Origin of the sequence: Afifella sp. H1R (assembly GCF_021462425.1) — a bacterium.
GTDB lineage: Bacteria > Pseudomonadota > Alphaproteobacteria > Rhizobiales > Afifellaceae > Afifella > Afifella aestuarii.
In genome coordinates this window covers 2,326,647-2,343,867 of the sequence record NZ_JAKEDY010000001.1, presented here as the reverse complement: position 1 = coordinate 2,343,867, position 17,221 = coordinate 2,326,647, and the positions used below count along the sequence as shown (strand labels likewise).

Annotated in this window: 12 protein-coding genes; 9 read left to right on the top strand and 3 right to left on the bottom strand. The window is 62.9% G+C overall.

Annotated features, from left to right (window positions below):
- Positions 1-56 precede the first annotated feature (56 nt).
- The 7 genes from L0F51_RS11115 to L0F51_RS11085 all read left to right on the top strand — a co-directional run bounded on the left by L0F51_RS11115 (position 57) and on the right by L0F51_RS11085 (position 9,835).
- The gene (locus L0F51_RS11115; RefSeq protein WP_234629188.1) at positions 57-899 is read left to right on the top strand and encodes a sugar phosphate isomerase/epimerase; all 843 of its coding nucleotides are present in this window, start codon (positions 57-59) and stop codon (positions 897-899) included.
- An 848-nt stretch (positions 900-1,747) separates the two neighbouring features.
- Positions 1,748-3,082 (top strand): ABC transporter substrate-binding protein, encoded by a 1,335-nt coding sequence (locus L0F51_RS11110; RefSeq protein ID WP_234629187.1) that lies wholly within the window; start codon positions 1,748-1,750, stop codon positions 3,080-3,082.
- Positions 3,079-4,050: a carbohydrate ABC transporter permease gene (locus L0F51_RS11105; RefSeq protein ID WP_234629186.1), complete on the top strand. Its 972-nt coding sequence runs from the start codon at positions 3,079-3,081 to the stop codon at positions 4,048-4,050. Before L0F51_RS11110 ends, L0F51_RS11105 begins: the two co-directional genes overlap by 4 nt.
- Positions 4,044-4,904, top strand: coding sequence for a carbohydrate ABC transporter permease (locus L0F51_RS11100; RefSeq protein WP_234629185.1), 861 nt, complete (start codon positions 4,044-4,046; stop codon positions 4,902-4,904). Before L0F51_RS11105 ends, L0F51_RS11100 begins: the two co-directional genes overlap by 7 nt.
- 150 nt (positions 4,905-5,054) lie before the next feature.
- Complete coding sequence (locus L0F51_RS11095; protein ID WP_234629184.1) at positions 5,055-6,473, top strand: FAD-binding oxidoreductase; 1,419 nt, start codon at positions 5,055-5,057, stop codon at positions 6,471-6,473.
- 125 nt (positions 6,474-6,598) lie between these two features.
- Positions 6,599-7,741 carry an ABC transporter ATP-binding protein gene (locus tag L0F51_RS11090; protein ID WP_234629183.1) on the top strand — a complete coding sequence of 381 codons (1,143 nt, stop codon included), beginning with the start codon at positions 6,599-6,601 and terminating at the stop codon, positions 7,739-7,741.
- Positions 7,742-8,284: 543 nt separating this feature from the next.
- Entirely contained in the window at positions 8,285-9,835 is a 1,551-nt protein-coding gene (locus L0F51_RS11085; RefSeq protein ID WP_234629182.1) for a hypothetical protein, read from the top strand.
- A 41-nt stretch (positions 9,836-9,876) separates the two neighbouring features.
- On the opposite strand, the gene L0F51_RS11080 is transcribed toward L0F51_RS11085, so the two are convergent.
- From L0F51_RS11080 to L0F51_RS11070, 3 genes are all read right to left on the bottom strand, one after another.
- Positions 9,877-11,088 carry a thioesterase domain-containing protein gene (locus L0F51_RS11080; RefSeq protein WP_234629181.1) on the bottom strand — a complete coding sequence of 404 codons (1,212 nt, stop codon included), beginning with the start codon at positions 11,086-11,088 and terminating at the stop codon, positions 9,877-9,879.
- A 42-nt stretch (positions 11,089-11,130) separates the two neighbouring features.
- The gene (locus L0F51_RS11075) at positions 11,131-12,765 is read right to left on the bottom strand and encodes an amino acid adenylation domain-containing protein (protein WP_234629180.1); all 1,635 of its coding nucleotides are present in this window, start codon (positions 12,763-12,765) and stop codon (positions 11,131-11,133) included.
- Positions 12,766-12,935: 170 nt separating this feature from the next.
- Positions 12,936-14,228 carry a polysaccharide biosynthesis/export family protein gene (locus L0F51_RS11070; RefSeq protein WP_234629179.1) on the bottom strand — a complete coding sequence of 431 codons (1,293 nt, stop codon included), beginning with the start codon at positions 14,226-14,228 and terminating at the stop codon, positions 12,936-12,938.
- Between the two features lie 103 nt (positions 14,229-14,331).
- On the opposite strand from L0F51_RS11070, the gene L0F51_RS11065 reads away from it, so the two are divergent.
- Entirely contained in the window at positions 14,332-15,075 is a 744-nt protein-coding gene (locus tag L0F51_RS11065; protein WP_234629178.1) for a sugar transferase, read from the top strand.
- The gene (locus L0F51_RS11060) at positions 15,065-17,041 is read left to right on the top strand and encodes a tyrosine-protein kinase domain-containing protein (protein WP_234629177.1); all 1,977 of its coding nucleotides are present in this window, start codon (positions 15,065-15,067) and stop codon (positions 17,039-17,041) included. Before L0F51_RS11065 ends, L0F51_RS11060 begins: the two co-directional genes overlap by 11 nt.
- Positions 17,042-17,221 lie beyond the last annotated feature (180 nt).

Genomic DNA, 17,221 nt, shown 5'->3' with positions numbered 1-17,221 from the left:
CTGGTATCGATCGGCCGCGAAATCGCGTGACGAACAGAAAACCGGGCAGGGAAATCATGGCGAGGCTTGCGGCAGGTCAGCTTTGCGGGATGAACTTCCATTATTTCCGCCACTCCTTTGCGCGGTTTCTGGACGATGTCGCGGAAGCCGGTCTGACGCGTGTCGAGCTGTGGGGCGCGCAGCCGCATTTCTACCTCGGCGATCCGTGGCTCCAATCGGCGCGCAAGATTCGCGACGATCTTCGAGCGCGGGGGCTTGAGCTCGTCTGTTTCACGCCCGAACAATGCGTCTATCCGATCAACATCGCGGCCGAAGAGGCTGTGATCCGCGAGCGCAGTTTGAGGTATTTTCTCGAGAGCCTGTCGGCCTGCGTCGAGCTCGAGAGCCCCTATCTCCTCGTGACGCCGGGTTGGGGCTATGCCGACCAGGATGCGGGAGAGGCCTGGAAACGCTCGGCTGACGGCCTTTCGCTGCTTTGCCGGCACGCCGAAAGGCTCGGTATCACGCTTCTGCTGGAGCCTCTGACACGGGCGGAAGCGAACGTCATCAATACGAGCGCCGATCTCGCCCGGATGATGGCGGAGCTTCGCTCGCCGGCCGTGAAGGCCATTCTCGATACAGCGGCGATGGTGGCTGCCGGCGAGACGATCGGCGATTATCTCGGCCGCTTCGGCCCCGATCTGGCGCATGTGCATTTCATCGACGGTGATGATGCGGGCGCCCATCTGGCCTGGGGCGACGGAGCCTATCCGCTTCACACGTTCCTCGCCGAGCTTCAGAGCGGCGGCTACACGGGAAGTCTTTCGTTCGAATTCACCTCGTCCCAGTACTGGCTCGACCCTTTGCCGCCGATGCGCGACAGCGCGGCGTTGATCCGCGGCGAGCTTCAGAAGCTGTAAGGTCCGAGGCTGGGTGAGGCAGAGGGCGGGGGGCGTTTTTCGGCGCGCCAGGCTTTTCAGCGCCCTGTCTTTTTTCGTTTTTAAAGCACAATTTGTTGCCTGCCGTTTCGGGTCAGAGCTACCGTAGCGTGCGGCTTTATCCCGGACGCTGCTGTCCTGCTTTTCTCGGAAAAGCCAAAGAATGCAGGTTTCGGGACTCGCGAATGCTGCGTTGCAGCAATATTGAGCACGGCGAAATTTCCGCCTTGACACTCCGCCGACGGCAATGTTGTCTGACGTCTAATGGAAAGGGTCACCTCTTTTCAGCGACTTTGACACCATGCCAAAGGGGTTGGCGCGATGGGCTCAGGCGAGATCAGTGTTGCTGCGGCAACCCCTGTCGACGCCGGGCTCAATTTTGGCGCGGTGGCAGACACAAACTGCTGCGCGCGTGCTTCAGCACAGCTCGCCAGCGCCCTGAAGGCTCGCAAGTCCGCCGATAACGCCCGTTTCCAGGCCTCTCCCCAAGTGCCTGCGCAGGATTTTCCACGCGCCTCGGAGGCCGCCCGCGTCCGCCATGAAGGAGGCCGGTTGGCACGGGGAGCGTCCGCGCTGCCTTCGGTGCGATCTGCAATCGGTTCTCGATCTGGCCGCGTTGGCAAGGGCAGCCGCCCCCATGCGGACGTCGCCTCTCGCTCAAAAGATGTCAGACTAGTTCTGCCGCAAACCCATTTGCCTTGCGGATGCGTGCCCCTTGGGCGCCGGCCGCTCGATATGCCGGCGGCAGCCTGGAATGGCCGCCTCCTCGACAGAAACCTCGCCCGCGGGGCGATGCGAACAATGGGTTCAACCGCACTGAAGGAGAAGCAATGAAGCATCCACTGAAGGCCGCGGTGATGGCAGGCGTCGCCGTCTCCGCACTGACCCTTTCGACGGCCGCGGGTTCGGCTGCACCGCTGAAAGAGGTCGTGGTGGCCGATCCCGACGCCTCTGTGACATATGAGGGGACGGTCTCCGTCCTCACGAAATTCGGTCTGGAGCAGCTTTCGCCGTTCTTTGTGGATCTGGCGAAGAAATATGAAGAGCTGCATCCGGGCGTGACGGTCGAGCTCGACCAGGAGAGCGACGACAGCGTCAAGGGCAAGACGAAGACACTCGTCGCCTCCAACTCGCTGCCCGACATCTATTTCACCTGGACCGGCAATTGGGGCCACAATTTCGTCCGCGGCAACCGCGCCGTCGATCTGACGAAGGTGATCGGACCGGGCACGGAATGGGGCGAGACCTTCGCGCCGGCTGCCGTCAAATCGTTCATCTACAACGATAAATATTTTGGCATCCCGCTTTATCTCGACGCCAAGTTCATGGGCTACAACAAGGCGATGTTCGAGAAGGCCGGCATCGACAAGCCGGAAACCTTCGACGAGCTGATCTCCGCCTGCGACGCCCTCAAGGAGACAGGCGTCACGCCGATCTCGCTCGGCAACAAGGAAGCCTGGCCTGTCGTTCATTATGTCGGCCAGCTGCTTGCCTACAACGTGCCGCAGGCGACGCTCGAGAAGGATTTCGATCCGAAACAGGCGGAATACTCGCATCCCGGCTACGTGAAGGCCCTCAAAGAGTTCAAAGAGATCGAAGAGCATTGCACGGACGGCGCCTCGATGAACGGCACGTCCTATGCGTCCGCTCTGCAGGCGTTCAGCAACGCTCAGTCGGCGATGTACTATCAGGAAATCCTGGAGTTCGATCAAAGCGCGACCGAGGATTCTCCTCTGAAGGTCGAGGATTTCGGCTTCTTCCAGCTGCCGGCGCCGGCCGACGCGGAGGGCGATCCGAAGGCCATCGAGGGGGCGCCGGAGGGCTACATGATCAATGCCCGCTCCTCCAACATCCCGCTTGCGATCGACTTCATGAAGTTCGTGACCTCGCCTGAGAACGCCAAGATCGTGTCGGCACCTCCTTATGGCCAGCCGACCGCGGTCAAGGGCGTCGTCAACGAAGAGGTGTCGAGCCCGACCGTTGTCGAGGGCATGCAGGATATCGCCGAGGCGTCCTACCTGATGCCCTGGCTCGACACGGCCAACACGCCGCATGTGGCCGCGGCGTGGCTGACCAGCCTGCAGGCGCTCGCCGGAGATACCATGACCCCGGAAGAGGTCGTGGAGAAAGTCCGGGAGGCGGCCAAGGCGGAGGCCCGTCGGTGAAAACGACAGGTTCGGATCTGGGGCGGCTTTCCGTCAGCACCGGAAACGAAGATGCGCTTGAAACGGTGGCAGGTGGACGCTGGCGCGTCCACCTGCGCAACGCCGCATCGCTTCGCTGGGTGGCGATCTCGCTGATCGTCCTGTGTTGGTTCGTCTATTATCCGATCGTCGACAATTTTCTGATCAGCACGACCGAGGAAGACATTTTTACCGGCGAGGTCCTGCATGTGGGGCTCGCCAATTACGAGCGGCTGATCAACGACCCCGTCGTCTGGCGCGCGCTCTGGAACAACTTCGCCTATGCCGGGCTGTCGATTGTCTTCCAGGTCTTCGGTGCCTTCGTTCTGGCGGCGACCATCGAGGGGCTCGCAAGCGATCGCTGGCGGCGTTTCTGGCGCGCGGTCTATTTCATTCCCTCCGCCATCTCGATCACCGTCACCGGCCTTCTCTTCTATTTCATCTACCAGCCCAAAATCGGCCTCCTGAACGCGGCCCTCGAGAATGTCGGGCTGGGTTTTCTCATTCAGCCCTGGCTCGGCAGCGAGCACACGGCGATCTACGCCATCATCGCGATGAGCCAATGGCAGGGCTTTGGCTATTCGACGCTCTTGTTTGCTGTCGCGATCCAGAAGATCCCGCGCGAATTGTTCGATGCGGCGATCATGGACGGGGCGGGCCCGATCCGGCGGCTGTGGAGCCTCACCTTTCCGCTAACCCGCGAGATGACCGGTCTCATGGTCATCGTCACCATCACCGGCGCCTTCCAGGTGTTCAACGAAGTCATGGTGATGACGGGCGGCGGGCCGAACAACAGCAGTCAGGTCCTCGGAACCTGGCTTTATCAGCAGGGCTTCATCGAGAACAATTTCGGCTATGGCGCGGCCATCGCGGCGGTGGTCTTCGTCGTCACGCTCCTCACCGGCATCGCCCAGCTCTGGTATACGAAGCGGCGGAGGGTGCAATGGTGAGCACGGAAACGGCGGCCCCCGTCAAGGAAACCAGCATCTGGACGCCGCTCTCCAAGGCCTTCCTGTGGTCGTTCCTCATCTGCCTCGGGATCGTCGTCGTCTATCCGCTTCTGTGGATGGCGATGAACGGCTTCAAGAACAACGTCCAGATTTTTGGCGACCCGTTCGCTTTGCCCACGCATTGGTCCTGGCAGAACTATGTGCGTGCCTGGAACCAGGGTGTGCGCGATTATGTGGTGGTGAGCGCCCTCGTGACGGTCGCGTCCGCGATCTGCACGGTCATGATCAGCGCCTGGACGGCGTTCGGGCTGACGCGCAGCAAACTGCCGGGCAAGCCGATCGTTCTGATCGTGGTTCTGGGCGGCCTCATGCTCAGCCCGACCGTGGCGCTCATCCCGCTCGTCAAGATGTTTCAGGCGCTCGGCCTCTACAACTCCTTCTGGGCGCTCATCATCCTCTACACGGCGTTTCGCGTGCCGTTCACCACCTTCCTCATTCGTGCCTACATGCTCGATCTGCCGAGCGAGCTCGACGAGGCGGCGACGATGGACGGTGCGAGCGAAGGCCAAAGGTTCTGGCGGATCATCCTGCCGATGTGTCGGCCGATCATCGCGTCTTGCATCATCCTGCACGTCTTGTTCGCCTGGAACGAATACATCTTCGCGATGGTGTTCACGAGCGGCACGGACATGACGACTTTGCCGGTCGGTCTGACGGCGATCATGGCCAAGCACGGCACCGACTATTCCGTCGTCTTCGCCGCGATGACCATCTCGGCTCTGCCGATCGTCATCATCTTCTTCGCGACCCAGCGCTATTTCATCCGCGGTCTTGCCGAGGGCATCGGCAAATAGGCGATGGGCGAGAGGGATCTTCGATATCTCGGGGGCCGGCAGGGGGTCTGTCGTTGCGGGCGGACTTGCCGCGGCCCCGGTCGCAAAGTCCGGCTGCCTGACCGCGTCGTCCGGGCTTCCGCAATTCGTCGTTACGGCTAGGAAAATCTGATGGCCACAATCACTTTGAGGCAGCCGAGTGCCGCGCAACCGAGCGACCGGGCGTTCTGGCTTCAGGATATCGGAGCGGAGGCGGCAACGCCGCCGGTGGCGGGGAGCGTGCGCGCCGATATCGCCATCGTCGGGGGCGGGTATACCGGCCTGTGGACCGCCTTGCGGATCAAGGAAGCCGCGCCCGACACCCGGGTCGTCCTGCTGGAGGCGGATTTCTGCGGCTCTGGCGCGTCGGGGCGAAACGGCGGCCAGGTGCATTCCTGGTTCGCTGAGATCGACCGGCTGAGTGCGGTCGTCGGCGAAGAGGAGGCCCGAAGCCTCTGCCTGGCCTCCGTCGATGCGGTCGCCGAGCTCGACGAGCTGCAGCGTTCCGGTCTCGTCGATATGGATCTGAGGCTCGACGGCTGGCTGTGGACGGCAAGTTCGATCGCGCAGGAAGGTGCCTGGGCGAAAGCCGTTGCCATGACCGAGGCGGCGGGCGCCGATCGCTTCGAGCTACTCAGCGCAGACGACATCGCGCAGCGCACCGGGTCGAGCGCATCTTATGTCGGCGTCGTCGAGAAAAACGCCGGCACGGTGCAGCCGGCGAAGCTGGCGCGCGGTCTTCGCGATCTTGCGATCTCGCGCGGTGTCACGGTCCATGAGCACAGCCCCGTGCAGGAGATCGTCCCCGGCGCGCCCTTAAAGTTGCGTACGCCGAACGGCGTGGTCGAGGCCGATAAGGTCGTGCTGGCGGCGAACGCCTGGCTGTCCGCCCTGCCGGAACTCAGGCGCCATATGTATGTGGTCGACAGCCGGGTGATTGCGACGGGCAGGACGCCCGACACGCTCGATCGCATCGGCTGGCGAGACGGGGCGGCCATCTGCGATTCCCAGGACCAGGTGCTTTATTACCAGCGGACGGACGAGGGACGCGTCGTTCTCGGTCGCGGCACCGGCGGCGTCGCGTTCCGCGGCGATTTCGGTGCGAGTTTCAACCGCAACCCGCAGGGGGCGCGCGACAATGTGCGCGAGCTTCATCGCCTCTACCCGCAATTGCGTGGTGTGCCGATCGAATTCGACTGGGCCGGGCCGATCGACTGCGTGCCGGAACATGTGCCGGTGTTCGATCACCTGAAGGGCCACCCCAACATCTTCTTTGGCATGGGCTACAACGGCACGGGCATCGCGCAGGCGCCGATCGGCGGCCGTATCCTCGCGAGCCTGGCGCTCGGTCACAAAGATCGCTGGAGCCAATGCGGGCTCGTGGGCCTTGCCGGACGTGCGAGCCTGCCGCCGGAGCCGTTCCGTTATATCGGCGCGAAGCTCGTCGGGGCTGCGATCAACCGCAAGAACGAGGCGGAGATCCGTAACCGCGTTCCGGGTCCGCTGACACGTCTGGTGATCAAGCTGATGCCGGGCGCGTCAGAGCATTGAGCCGCATCGAAAACGCCGGCTGGGTGAGGCTTTCGCTGCGGCCGGGTTGTGAGAGAAGACGATTTTGGATTGCCGGGTGCCGCGCGAGGCAGCGCCACCGGAACGAAGCAACGAGGAAGTAAGCCATGGTGGGTGTTGCGCTCAAGCAGGTGAAGAAATCCTACGGCAATCACGAGGTTCTTCACGGCATCGATCTCAATATCGATCCTGGCGAATTCATCGTCTTTGTGGGGCCGTCGGGTTGCGGAAAATCGACCCTGTTGCGCGTCATCGCGGGGCTCGAGGAAATGACCTCCGGCGAGTTGCGGATCGGCGGCCGGCTCATGAACGACGTGCCGCCCGCCAAGCGCGGCATCGCCATGGTGTTCCAGTCCTACGCGCTCTATCCGCATATGACGGTCTACGACAACATGGCCTTCAGCATGAAGATCGCGCGCGAGAAGAAGGCGAAGATCGACGCGCGCGTGCGCCAGGCTGCGGAGATCCTGCAGCTCACCCCCTATCTCAACCGGCTTCCCAAAGCGCTTTCCGGTGGGCAGCGGCAGCGGGTTGCCATCGGTCGTGCGATCGTCCGCAATTCGGAGGTCTTCCTGTTCGACGAGCCGTTGTCGAACCTCGACGCGGCCCTGCGGGTGGCGACCCGCATCGAGGTGGCGAAGCTGAAGGAATCTCTGCCCGATACGACGATGATCTACGTGACCCACGACCAGGTGGAGGCGATGACCCTGGCCGACCGTATCGTGGTGTTGAGGGACGGCTGCATCGAGCAGGTGGGGACGCCCGAAGAACTCTACCGGGAGCCGACGAACTTGTTCGTCGCACAGTTTATCGGCTCACCGGCGATGAACCTTGTGCGGGCGCAGATCGAGAAACCCGGTCCGAAAACGCTCATCGCCTATGCCAACGGCACGAGGATGCAGGTTCCCGTTCCGACGCCCGCTTCTGCCAAAGGGGCTGCCGTCGACATCGGCGTGCGGCCGGAGGAGCTTCGTATCACCGAGGGCGAGCATCTCTTCGAGGGCATCGTCGATTATGCGGAATATCTCGGTGAGGTGCAGCTCGTCTATTTCAAGACCGAGGATGACGCCCACCCGGTCATCGCCAAGCTTCCCGGCAATGTGCATGTCGAGCGCGGGGCGCGTCTCAAGCTCGGGGCGGATGTCGGCAGCCTGCATGTCTTCGATGCCGAGGGCCGGGCGTTTCGCGGCAAAGACGCGCCGGAAGGCGAGGGGGCCGTGCGTCCGTCGGTGATGGCACCGCACTGCTAAACAAGAGACGCAGGCTTGCGGCGGATGGTTTTCGCCGCATGGACCGGGTCTCGCGCCCGCCCGACCGCCTGCGTTTCCGGTTTCTCCGCTCCCGGCGCCGCGATGACCACGCCGCGTGCTGGGCTCCGCCGGTTGGCTTTTTCCGCTCGCCGCTCTTCGGCGTTTGTCCGGATTTCCTTGGCCTCTACTGGCGCGGCACCTTCCGAGACGCCATTCTTCCCGTTTGGGCCGTCATCGCCGCTTCCTGGCTGCGGAAGGCGGCGTTAGGCTTCCAGCTCGTGAAAGCGGCTTAGAGCTAATTTTATCAAATAATTTCTATAAGTTTTTTGCAATTATCTTATAGCGAAGTAGAGTAATCTCTATGATCTAAAGTTAACTAGAACATAACTTGTCGCAATGATGGCGGTTTCTTATCTCATTTCTAACAATCTGCGTGCGCTTGGTAGCCCCGAGTTTTTGCGGGCGGTCGGACTCTGCTTCGGCCTCTTCGGCGCAGGTTTCGCCCCGGCATCAACTCCAACGGTCAACAACAGTTGGATTGATATGGCTTCCACGACACGCACGGATGCGCTCACCGTCGATTTGAAGAGTGCAATGAGCGCCGATGCGTTCGTCGATACGATCGGCGTCAACACGCATCTGAACTGGACGGACACAGCCTATGCCCGGGTCGGGCTCGTTGAGAGTGAGCTCGCCTATCTCGGTATCGACAATCTGCGGGACGTGATCCCGCTCGATTTCCAGGCCAAGGTCTATGAAGATTTCGCGGCCAAGGGGTACGACTTCAACTTTCTCGTTCAGGTGGTCGACGGGACGCCTCTGATCGATCAAGGGGTGAGGGCGGCCGCCGATTTTCTGAAGGCCCATCCCGGCAGCATCGATGCGATCGAAGCTCCGAACGAGATCAATCTGTGGCCGGCGAACTTTGCCGGCAAATCGGGTCTTGCCGCCGGCGGTTCGATCCAGGAGCATCTTTATCAGGCCGTGAACGCCAATGCCGTCCTTGGCGATGTTCCGGTGGTCGGGTTCTCGGTGGCGTATGCCAACGAGAAGCTGATGACTTCGCTCGGCGATCTCTCGAAATGGGCTGATTACGGCAACGCCCACATCTATTTTCCGAACTCTTCGAAGCCTCAGGAGCAGTGGGACACCATTCTTGACGCAAGCCGGATTCCGACCGGTGACAAGCCTGTCGTCGTGACGGAGACCGGCTTCTACACCTTGTCCGACACCACGATGGGCGTGAATGAAGAGGTGCAGGCGAAACAGATCCTCAACGTGCTGATGGACGCGACCGAAGACGGCGTCGAGAAAACCTACATCTATCAGCTGATGGACCCCTACAGCGATCGCAACCTCGATCCGGAGAACAATTGGGGGCTTTTCAACCCCGATGGCTCGCCGAAAATGGCGGCGACGGCTCTGCACAATCTGACGACCATCCTCGCCGACAATTCGGATGTTTCGGCGACGGTGCAGGGGACGCTGCAATACGGGATCGAAAACCTTCCCGACACGGCGAAGCATATGGTTCTGACGGAGGCCGACGGGACGGTCGATCTCGTCATCTGGAACGAGGAATTGATCTGGGACAGTGCGACGGCCAGCGAAAAGCCCGCCTCCGCCTACGTCTCGACAGTGACGGTCGAAAGCACCGCGGACCTCTCCGTCTACGATCCCATGGTCAGCGGCACCGACGCGATCGCGCACACCGAAGACGGCAAGCGGGTTTCCTTCGAACTCTCCGACCATCCAGTCGTCATCGAGATCAGCGACTATGACGGCTCAGTGGTGTCGCCGGCCGGCGGATCGCTTCCCGTCACACCGAAAGTGGCGCCGGCCGCGCCCGCCGGGCAAGATTCCTCCACGGGGCCGCGGAGCCTCTTCGGGGCGTTTGCAGCCCGCGCCGAGCAGCGTGGCGCGTCGGCGGCGGGTGAAGATCACGAGCCCGCCAGCGGTTTCATTTCCCACGCCGTCTCGCGGTCCGTCGCCAGCGCCGATCTCGGATTGGGTGTCGAGGCCTTCGACCATGCCGCGCACGGATTGGCCGATATCTTCGATGATGTGCTGCAATCGGACTGGCTGACGTTTTGACCGGCGTTTGATCGGGGCGAGAATCTCGCGGCCGTACCGGTTCAGATGATCTGCGGCACGGGCGGGGGACAATCCGGCTCGGGCAGGTGCGCGCTCCAAACCTCGTGGGATGTGTCCTCGGTGGGGCTGTTGCAGCGGGCGAGTGCCTCATCGAGGGCGCGCACCATCTGGTCGAGGCCGAGGCCGCTCCAGATTTCCGTGTGGGTGCCTGCCACCCGCGCGTGGCTGAGGTTCCCCTGGACCAGCCCGGTCCAGCCGAAGGCCTGGTCGATGAAGCGACTTTTCGGTTGATCGTCGCTCCAGATGGCGAGGACATCGCCGGGGTAATCCTGCGTTGCGTGCCTTTCTCCCGCGGCGTCGATCGCCCTGAAACGCGCAAGGTCCTCCGGATCGAGCGCCTGTTCCGGCTCGTTCATTATACGTCGAACGAGATTGCGCGCTGCGATTAGCCGCCGGCGCACCGTGTCGCTCCGTCGGTGGAGGTCGCGGAGCCCGGATATTCCGTTCGGTAGCGCCTCTCTCAGATGGGCCGAGGCGCGATGCAGGAAGAAGGCCGTTCGCCCGAGCATCGTCCCGCCGCCGGCGCGATAGCCGGGCGCCCAGCCATCGACGACGACGACGAGAGGGATGGTCTCGCCCGCCTCTTTCAGCTGGCGCGCGATTTCGAGCGAGAGACGTCCCGCAAAACAGAAGCCGATGAGGATATAGGGCCCCCGAGGGCGCGCATGACGGATTGCGGTGACGAAACGCGCCGCGATGTCCGAATAGGACTGGGAAAGAGGATCGACCTCGTCCGGCATCGGCACCGCGAGGAAGGGCTGGTCGCTGCCGAGCCTTGCGGCAAGCTCGCGGTAGATGACCGTATCGTGCACGGCGATGATCGGAATTCGGGAGCCTGCGGGCTGGAGGGCGATGGCGCGTGCCTGCGGCTCGCTTTTCGCGGCGATGATTTCGGCAAGCGCCGTGACGGTCGGGGCGCGATAGAAGGTCTCGAGCGGAATGTTGCAGCCATAGAGCCTGCGGATCTGCGCAAGACAGCGATAGGCGGTGAGCGACGAGCCGCCGAGAGCGAAGAAATCGTCGTCCGGGCCAATCTCCGTCACATGCAGGAGGTCTTCCCACGCCGTCAAAAGCGCAGCGGTGATAGGCGCGCTCCCGCAGGCAGGATCGGATGATCGCGTCGGGGCGTCATCGCTCTGATAAGGCTCTTCCGGTTCGACGAAAGCGCCCTCCGGGAAAACGTTCTCAGTCAAGGTCGGGCTCCCTGCGATGGTGCCTGGTCGTGCTGTCCTCACTCATGCGGCCTCTTCCCTCGCTACCCTGTGCTGGGCCGGCGCCATGACCGGCTCGCCGCCGTTCTCGCCGCCCGGGTTTCCGGGAGGCTCGAAAAGCGTCGCGAGAAGTGCGGTCCGGTCGAGCTTGCCGTTCCGGTTCACCGGAAATCTTTCCATCACGATCAATCTTGTCGGGACAGCCTCCGGCGAGAGGGTCTCGCGCAGCCTTGCCATGATCGCCGCCTCGTCGGGCCAAGCCTGCGCAGGCCGCAGGAAGGCGACGACCTGCTTTTCGCCAGGACGGATCTCGCGCACCGACGCGACCGCATCGGCGACGTTCGGCATATCCTCCAGGATGGCTTCGATCTCGGACAGCTCGACGCGTTTGCCGTTGATCTTCACCTGCAGATCGGCGCGTCCGACGAATTCGATGTCTCCCTCGGCATTTCTGCGCACGAGATCCCCGGTGCGGTAGAGTTTCGCCCCGCTCTCTTCGGCAAAGGGATCGTCGAGGAACGATCGCTCGGTCCGCTCCTTGTCGGCGAAGTAGCCGAGCGCCACGCCGAGCCCGCCGGTGTAGAGCTCGCCGACCTCGCCATCCGGGACCGGACGCATGTCGCTATCCAGAATATGCGCCGTGGTGCCGGAGATCGCCTGGCCGATCGGCGCCGGAGACGGCAGCGGGCCCGTCGATGGCAGTGTGTAGGTGGTGGTGAAGGTGGTGTTTTCCGTCGGTCCGTAGCCGTTGATGAGACGCGCGTGGGGGAGTAGGCGGCGCGCCTTTTCCGCATGTGCGACGGAGAGAACGTCGCCGCCGGTCAGGATCTGCCGGAGGGGGGCGAGATCCTCCGGCACCTCTTCGATCATCAGATTGAAGAGACCGGAGGTCAGCCACAAGGTCGTGACGCCATGGCGGCGAACGGCCTCGCCGATATCGAGCGGCGAGGGCTTCGGATTGTCGATGAAGGCGAGTGCGCCGCCATTGAGAAGCGGCGCCCAGATCTCGAGGGTCGAGGCATCGAAGGCGAGGGGGGCGAATTGAAGAAAGACTTCGCTGTCGTCCATCCGGGCATAGTGGGTGCCCTTTACCAGACGCACGATGCCCCGATGCGGGACCATGACCCCCTTCGGCGCGCCCGTCGAACCGGACGTAAACATGATGTAGGCGAGATCCTCCGCGCCGGGAGGAGGGCTTTCGAGGCGAGGGTCTGCGGTGGCGATCCGCTCGGCCTCACGTTGCAGGCAGACGACGTCGCCGCTCCATTCGGTGCCTGCGGGAAGGCGGGCGAGCAGCTCTTCGTCGGCCATTGCGAGAGGCGCGTTCAAACGTGCGAAGAGCGCGCCGATCTGGCCGTCGGGCAGGTTCGGATCGATCGGCACATAGGCGGCGCCAAGCTTCAGAATGGCAAGATAGACCGCCACACTGGCTGGCCTCTGGAGGGTGAGAGTCGGGACGAGATCGCCGTGTCCGACGCCCTGTTGCCTCAGAACCTGGGCGATGCGGTTCGACCATTGGTCGAGCGCGAGATAGGTGATCGGGCCAGGATCGGCGAGAAGTGCTGCGGCGGAGGGGCGCCGGGCAACCTGCTCGGCAAAACAGCTGACGACAGAGCGAGAGGCGGTCGATGCCTGGGGCGTTCCCTCGTCAGATTCCATTTCAATAGGCCCTATCGGCCGCCCGGCCGCCCGCTCTGTCTGAGCTCGATTGCTGCCGCCGAACAGTGCTGCAAGTCTGCCGGCACCTCGTCCCGTGAAAGCCATTTCGCGTTCCTGTCGTTCGTTCCGAAGGACGGCGTGGAGTTGTCGGAAAACTCTGCGCCGTGCGATCAGTTGAGTTGCGTTGTGAAAAGCTCCCTCGGCAGCTCCAGCTTCACCTCGACGACATCGCCCGGCATCAGCCGCGCATCTTCGGAGGCGGGCATGCTCTGTGGTTTGCCCTCTGGATTGCTGCGATGGATGATGATGTCCGCGGGGGCGTGGCGGCGCACGAGGTCGGACTGCAACAAGCCGGCGTAGAGGAGTTTCTGGCCCGCCGAACGCAGCCCCGTCCGGGTGGTTTCCAGCTCGAGGCGGGCATCCTTCAGGGCTTTGAGCAGGGTCACCTCGCGCTCGGCGTCGAGGGTGTCGTAGCGGCGCGCGAGCCCGTCGCGCTCGACGGTCGCGCGCAGCTTTTCAACGGTGGTTTCAAGCTGCTGGCTGCTCGTCAGCAAGATGGCTCGGCGTGCATCGCTGATGCGGGTCGATTGCGCGAGGCCCTTTTTGTCCAGCTCCTTCAGATTGTCGAGTTCCGCTCGGGCTGCCGCCAGTTCAGCCGTCTGCATGTCGTCCCGCTCTTCCAACGTGGCGATCTGGCGCTCGGTCTCCTTGAGGGTCTTGGCGAGCTGCTCGCGGTCCAAAACGTGATCGGAAAGGTCGAGAGCGAGCTGCTTTTTCTCGGTCTGGAGGATCTGGGAGATCAGTTCAGGGTCGACGGGGACGGTGGGAATGTCCGTGTGCCCGATGTCGTCGCGCCCCTTCAGCTCGGCTTCGAGGCGCCACACGGTTGCCTGCTGATGCGCAAAGGCGATCCACAAAGCTGCGTAATCGGTGCGGGCGTTCTCCATCTCGATGAAGGGGTCCGCCTGGCGCAGCCGTGCCACGTCGTAACCGCCAGCCAGCGTCACGGCCTGGCGGACCGTGAGGTCGGGGCGGTACGTGACCTCGCCCGGTTTGCCCACATCGCCGTGAACGTAGACGGGTCGGCTCGCAACGAGATCGAAGAAGACGTCCTCTGCCGTGATCGATACGACCTGCCCATTAGGATTTTGTAGTTTCGGACGATAACTTTTTCCCGGTGCATCGTGTTTCAGCCGCGCGCGCACCTGTGAGGGCGAAAACCCCGAGACTTTGATGTCTCCAAAGAGAGGCAGTGAAACGACGCCGTCTTCTGCAACCGTGGTGCGCCGTGTCAGATCCTGAACGCCGGTGACGGTCATTTCTACGGTGTCGCCCGCTTGCAGCGGGAGTTCGTTGGCCGCCGATACGGTGCTGAACGAAAGCAAAATAATGAGAACAACTAGTTTCATTAGCTTTCTCGGCATATTTAAACTTGTGGAGAAAGTGCGGTTTGGCGGGCGCATTCCTATTTCACTCAAGTTTCACTTAAAGAGGATGTTGACAGGAATTCTAACAAATGTCTAACTGAAATTAGAAAAATATTAATCTTTGAGGCTGGTGCTGTCGATGAGCGAGCTTTCGGACTTCGAGTTTGCCTCGCGTCCCGGCAATGCGTCTGTCAGTCCTGTTGCCGTGCAGGAGGCCGCGATCCTGTCGCGGCGAATGCCTGTCCTCGTCAGGGGAGAGGTCTGTGATGTCGATGTTGGCGAGGGGAGCCCTTATCTCCTCGCCTCCTCCAAGCGGACGGCCGACATTGTTTTGGCTCTCGCGCTGATCGCGCTCTTTCTGCCGCTGATGGTGCTCATCTACGCCGCGGTCAGGATCACGAGCCGGGGGCCGGTCATCTTTCGGCAGGAGCGAAGCGGTCTGCGAGGGCAACCCTTTCAGATCTACAAGTTCCGCTCGATGTATTTCTCGATCGGCGAGGATTTTCGCCAGGCCGGTCGCAGCGACGGGCGCGTGACGCCGGTCGGACGGCTTCTGCGCATGACGAGCGCGGATGAGCTTCCACAGTTTTTCAACGTGCTCTTCGGCGACATGTCGATCGTGGGACCACGCCCCCATGTCGCGTCGCTCGATGCGGCATATGCCACGCTCGTGCAGGGCTATCCTGGCCGGTTGCAGGCGCGACCGGGCATCACCGGGCTCGCCCAAATCCGCGGGCAGCGGGGCGAGACGCCGACGGTGGAGGTGATGCAAGAGCGCGTCAATTCCGACCTGGAATATGTGCGCGAAGCTTCGCTCCTCCTCGATGCCCGCATCCTCGTCGTGACCATCATCTACGTGTTGTTCAGCAAAGATGCGTACTGACCCTCTCTCCATAGCCGGGGCGCAGGAGACGCCCGCTCAATCCAGCGTCGAAACCGGTGCCGGCAGTCTCCTGTGGATGCTCGGCCTCCTCGTCCGGCGCAAATGGGTGGTGGTGCTCGTCGCCGCGGTCGTCTTCATGGGGATGGCGGCGGTGATTGCGAAACTGACGCCTTCCTACCGCGCCACGGCTCTCGTCCTGCTCCCTTCGGTGCCGGTTGATGATCCGCGGACGGCCGAGGAAAAAACCGTCTCACCCATGCTGCCTTCCTTCATCATCGCGTCGGAAGCGGCCGTTCTGGGCAGCGAGGAAGTCGCCCGCAGGGTCATCGAGACGCTCGATCTCCAGGACGAGCCGAGTTTTGCCGAGAAACCGTCCTGGCGAACCAGGCTGCGGAGCTGGAGCGCGCGCGTCTTCGGAGAAAACGAGGTGCGAGCCTCGGCCTGGAGTGTCGACGAGCTCGAGCGGGACCGGCTTCTGCAAATCTATATGAAGAAGCTCTCCACCTATAATGACGGGTTGTCGACGGCCGCACTGATCAGCTTCACCTGGAGCGATCCGCATCTCGCCGCAAAAATCGTCAACGCACACGCGGCGGCCTATATCGGCATGCAGGTCGAGCGACGCACGCTCGCGCTCCAGCATGTCGTCGATCTTCTGAGCGCGCAGATGCAAGAGCGCCGTGCGGAGGTCGAAGCGGCGATGGATGCGCTGGCATCGGCTCAAGCCGTATCGGGCGGGAACGCGCCGCTCCCCGGTTCAGTCTTCGGTTCAGGGGCCGGTCCGGTGGCAGGTTCGCTCGGAGATTCGCTGCCGGATCTCCAAAGCGATCTCGACAGAGCCCGGGGTGCGCTGGCGCAGACACAAAGCCGGCTTGTCGAGGCCACATCGAGATTGCACGACGGCCAGCTGCAGAGCGCCGATTTCGTCGCCGACGATGCCAAAGTCGTGTCGCGGGCTTCTGTGCCGACGCGCCAGATCTTTCCCAAGGTGGCGCTTTTCCTCCTCCTTGCCGCCATCGTTTCCCTCGCGGCTGGCCTCGCGGTCGCGATGGTGGTCGATCATCTTGCAAGCCGGTGGCGGCGCAATGCCGCTCAGGTCGAAGGCATTGGTCTTCCGATCTTGGGGACGATCTCGCTCAACGTCTTAAGCCGCCTTCCGTCGAACCGGGGCAGCCGTGTGAGGTTCTGGGAGGAAATCCGTTTCGTCCGCAACCGCCTGCTTCATGACAACGGGAAACCCACGCGCGTGGTGCTTGTCGTCTCGGCGATGCCGCGGGAAGGCAGGTCGCTTGCCGCGGTCGCGCTCGCTCAAAGTTTCGCGGCGACGGGGAGAAGGGTCCTTCTGCTGGATGCCGATCTCCGGCATGGGGCGGGTGACCATGCGGCCGCGCCATCGGCTGGGAAAACCGGGCTCAGCGATCTTCTCGGTGCGTATGGCGGGAAGGGACGAGCCGGGCTGCGTGACGCGATCATGGCGGTCGAGGGGACCTCGCTTCATGTTCTCGCTGCCGGGAGTGCTGCTGGACGTGACGCAAAGGCTATCGATGCTCTCGCGTCGCCGGTCTTGCCGAAGCTCATCGAAGTCCTCAGGCGTGACTACGACGTGATCGTCATCGACAGTCCGCCTCTCAACGTGGTCTCGGACGCGACCTCCCTCGCCACGCTCGCCGATCAAACGCTGCTTCTCTGTCATATCGGGCGTTTCTCGCCGGATGCCGTCGACCAGACGATCACGCTCCTGCGCGCCTGCCGCGCGGAGATCTCGGGTGTCGTTCTGACCGGCAACAGCGTTTTCGCGAAAGAAGGCATTTTGCGCCATGGCGCGCCGGTTCCGTCGCGGGCGCAAAAGGGGCTTACGAGACTGCGCCCGACCCTCGCGGGCGCCTCGCTCGTGGAAGTTTATCCTTCCCCGCAGCCCGTTGGTGGGGCATCCCTGCCGGAAGCTGCGGCCGCCTCCCCGTCGTAGAATGAGAGCCGGGGGTCCGCGGCGGCCTATAAGCGACACTGGGCGGGGAGGGGCTTCCAGCGGAGCCTCGTCCAATAGGGTGTTGCCCAGCGGATCTGCGCCTGACGGTTTCGGGCCGGGCCGGCTCGTTCCCGCTTCTGGCGGGTCTGCCTCTGACGGACTTTTGGGGCGAGCCTTGCT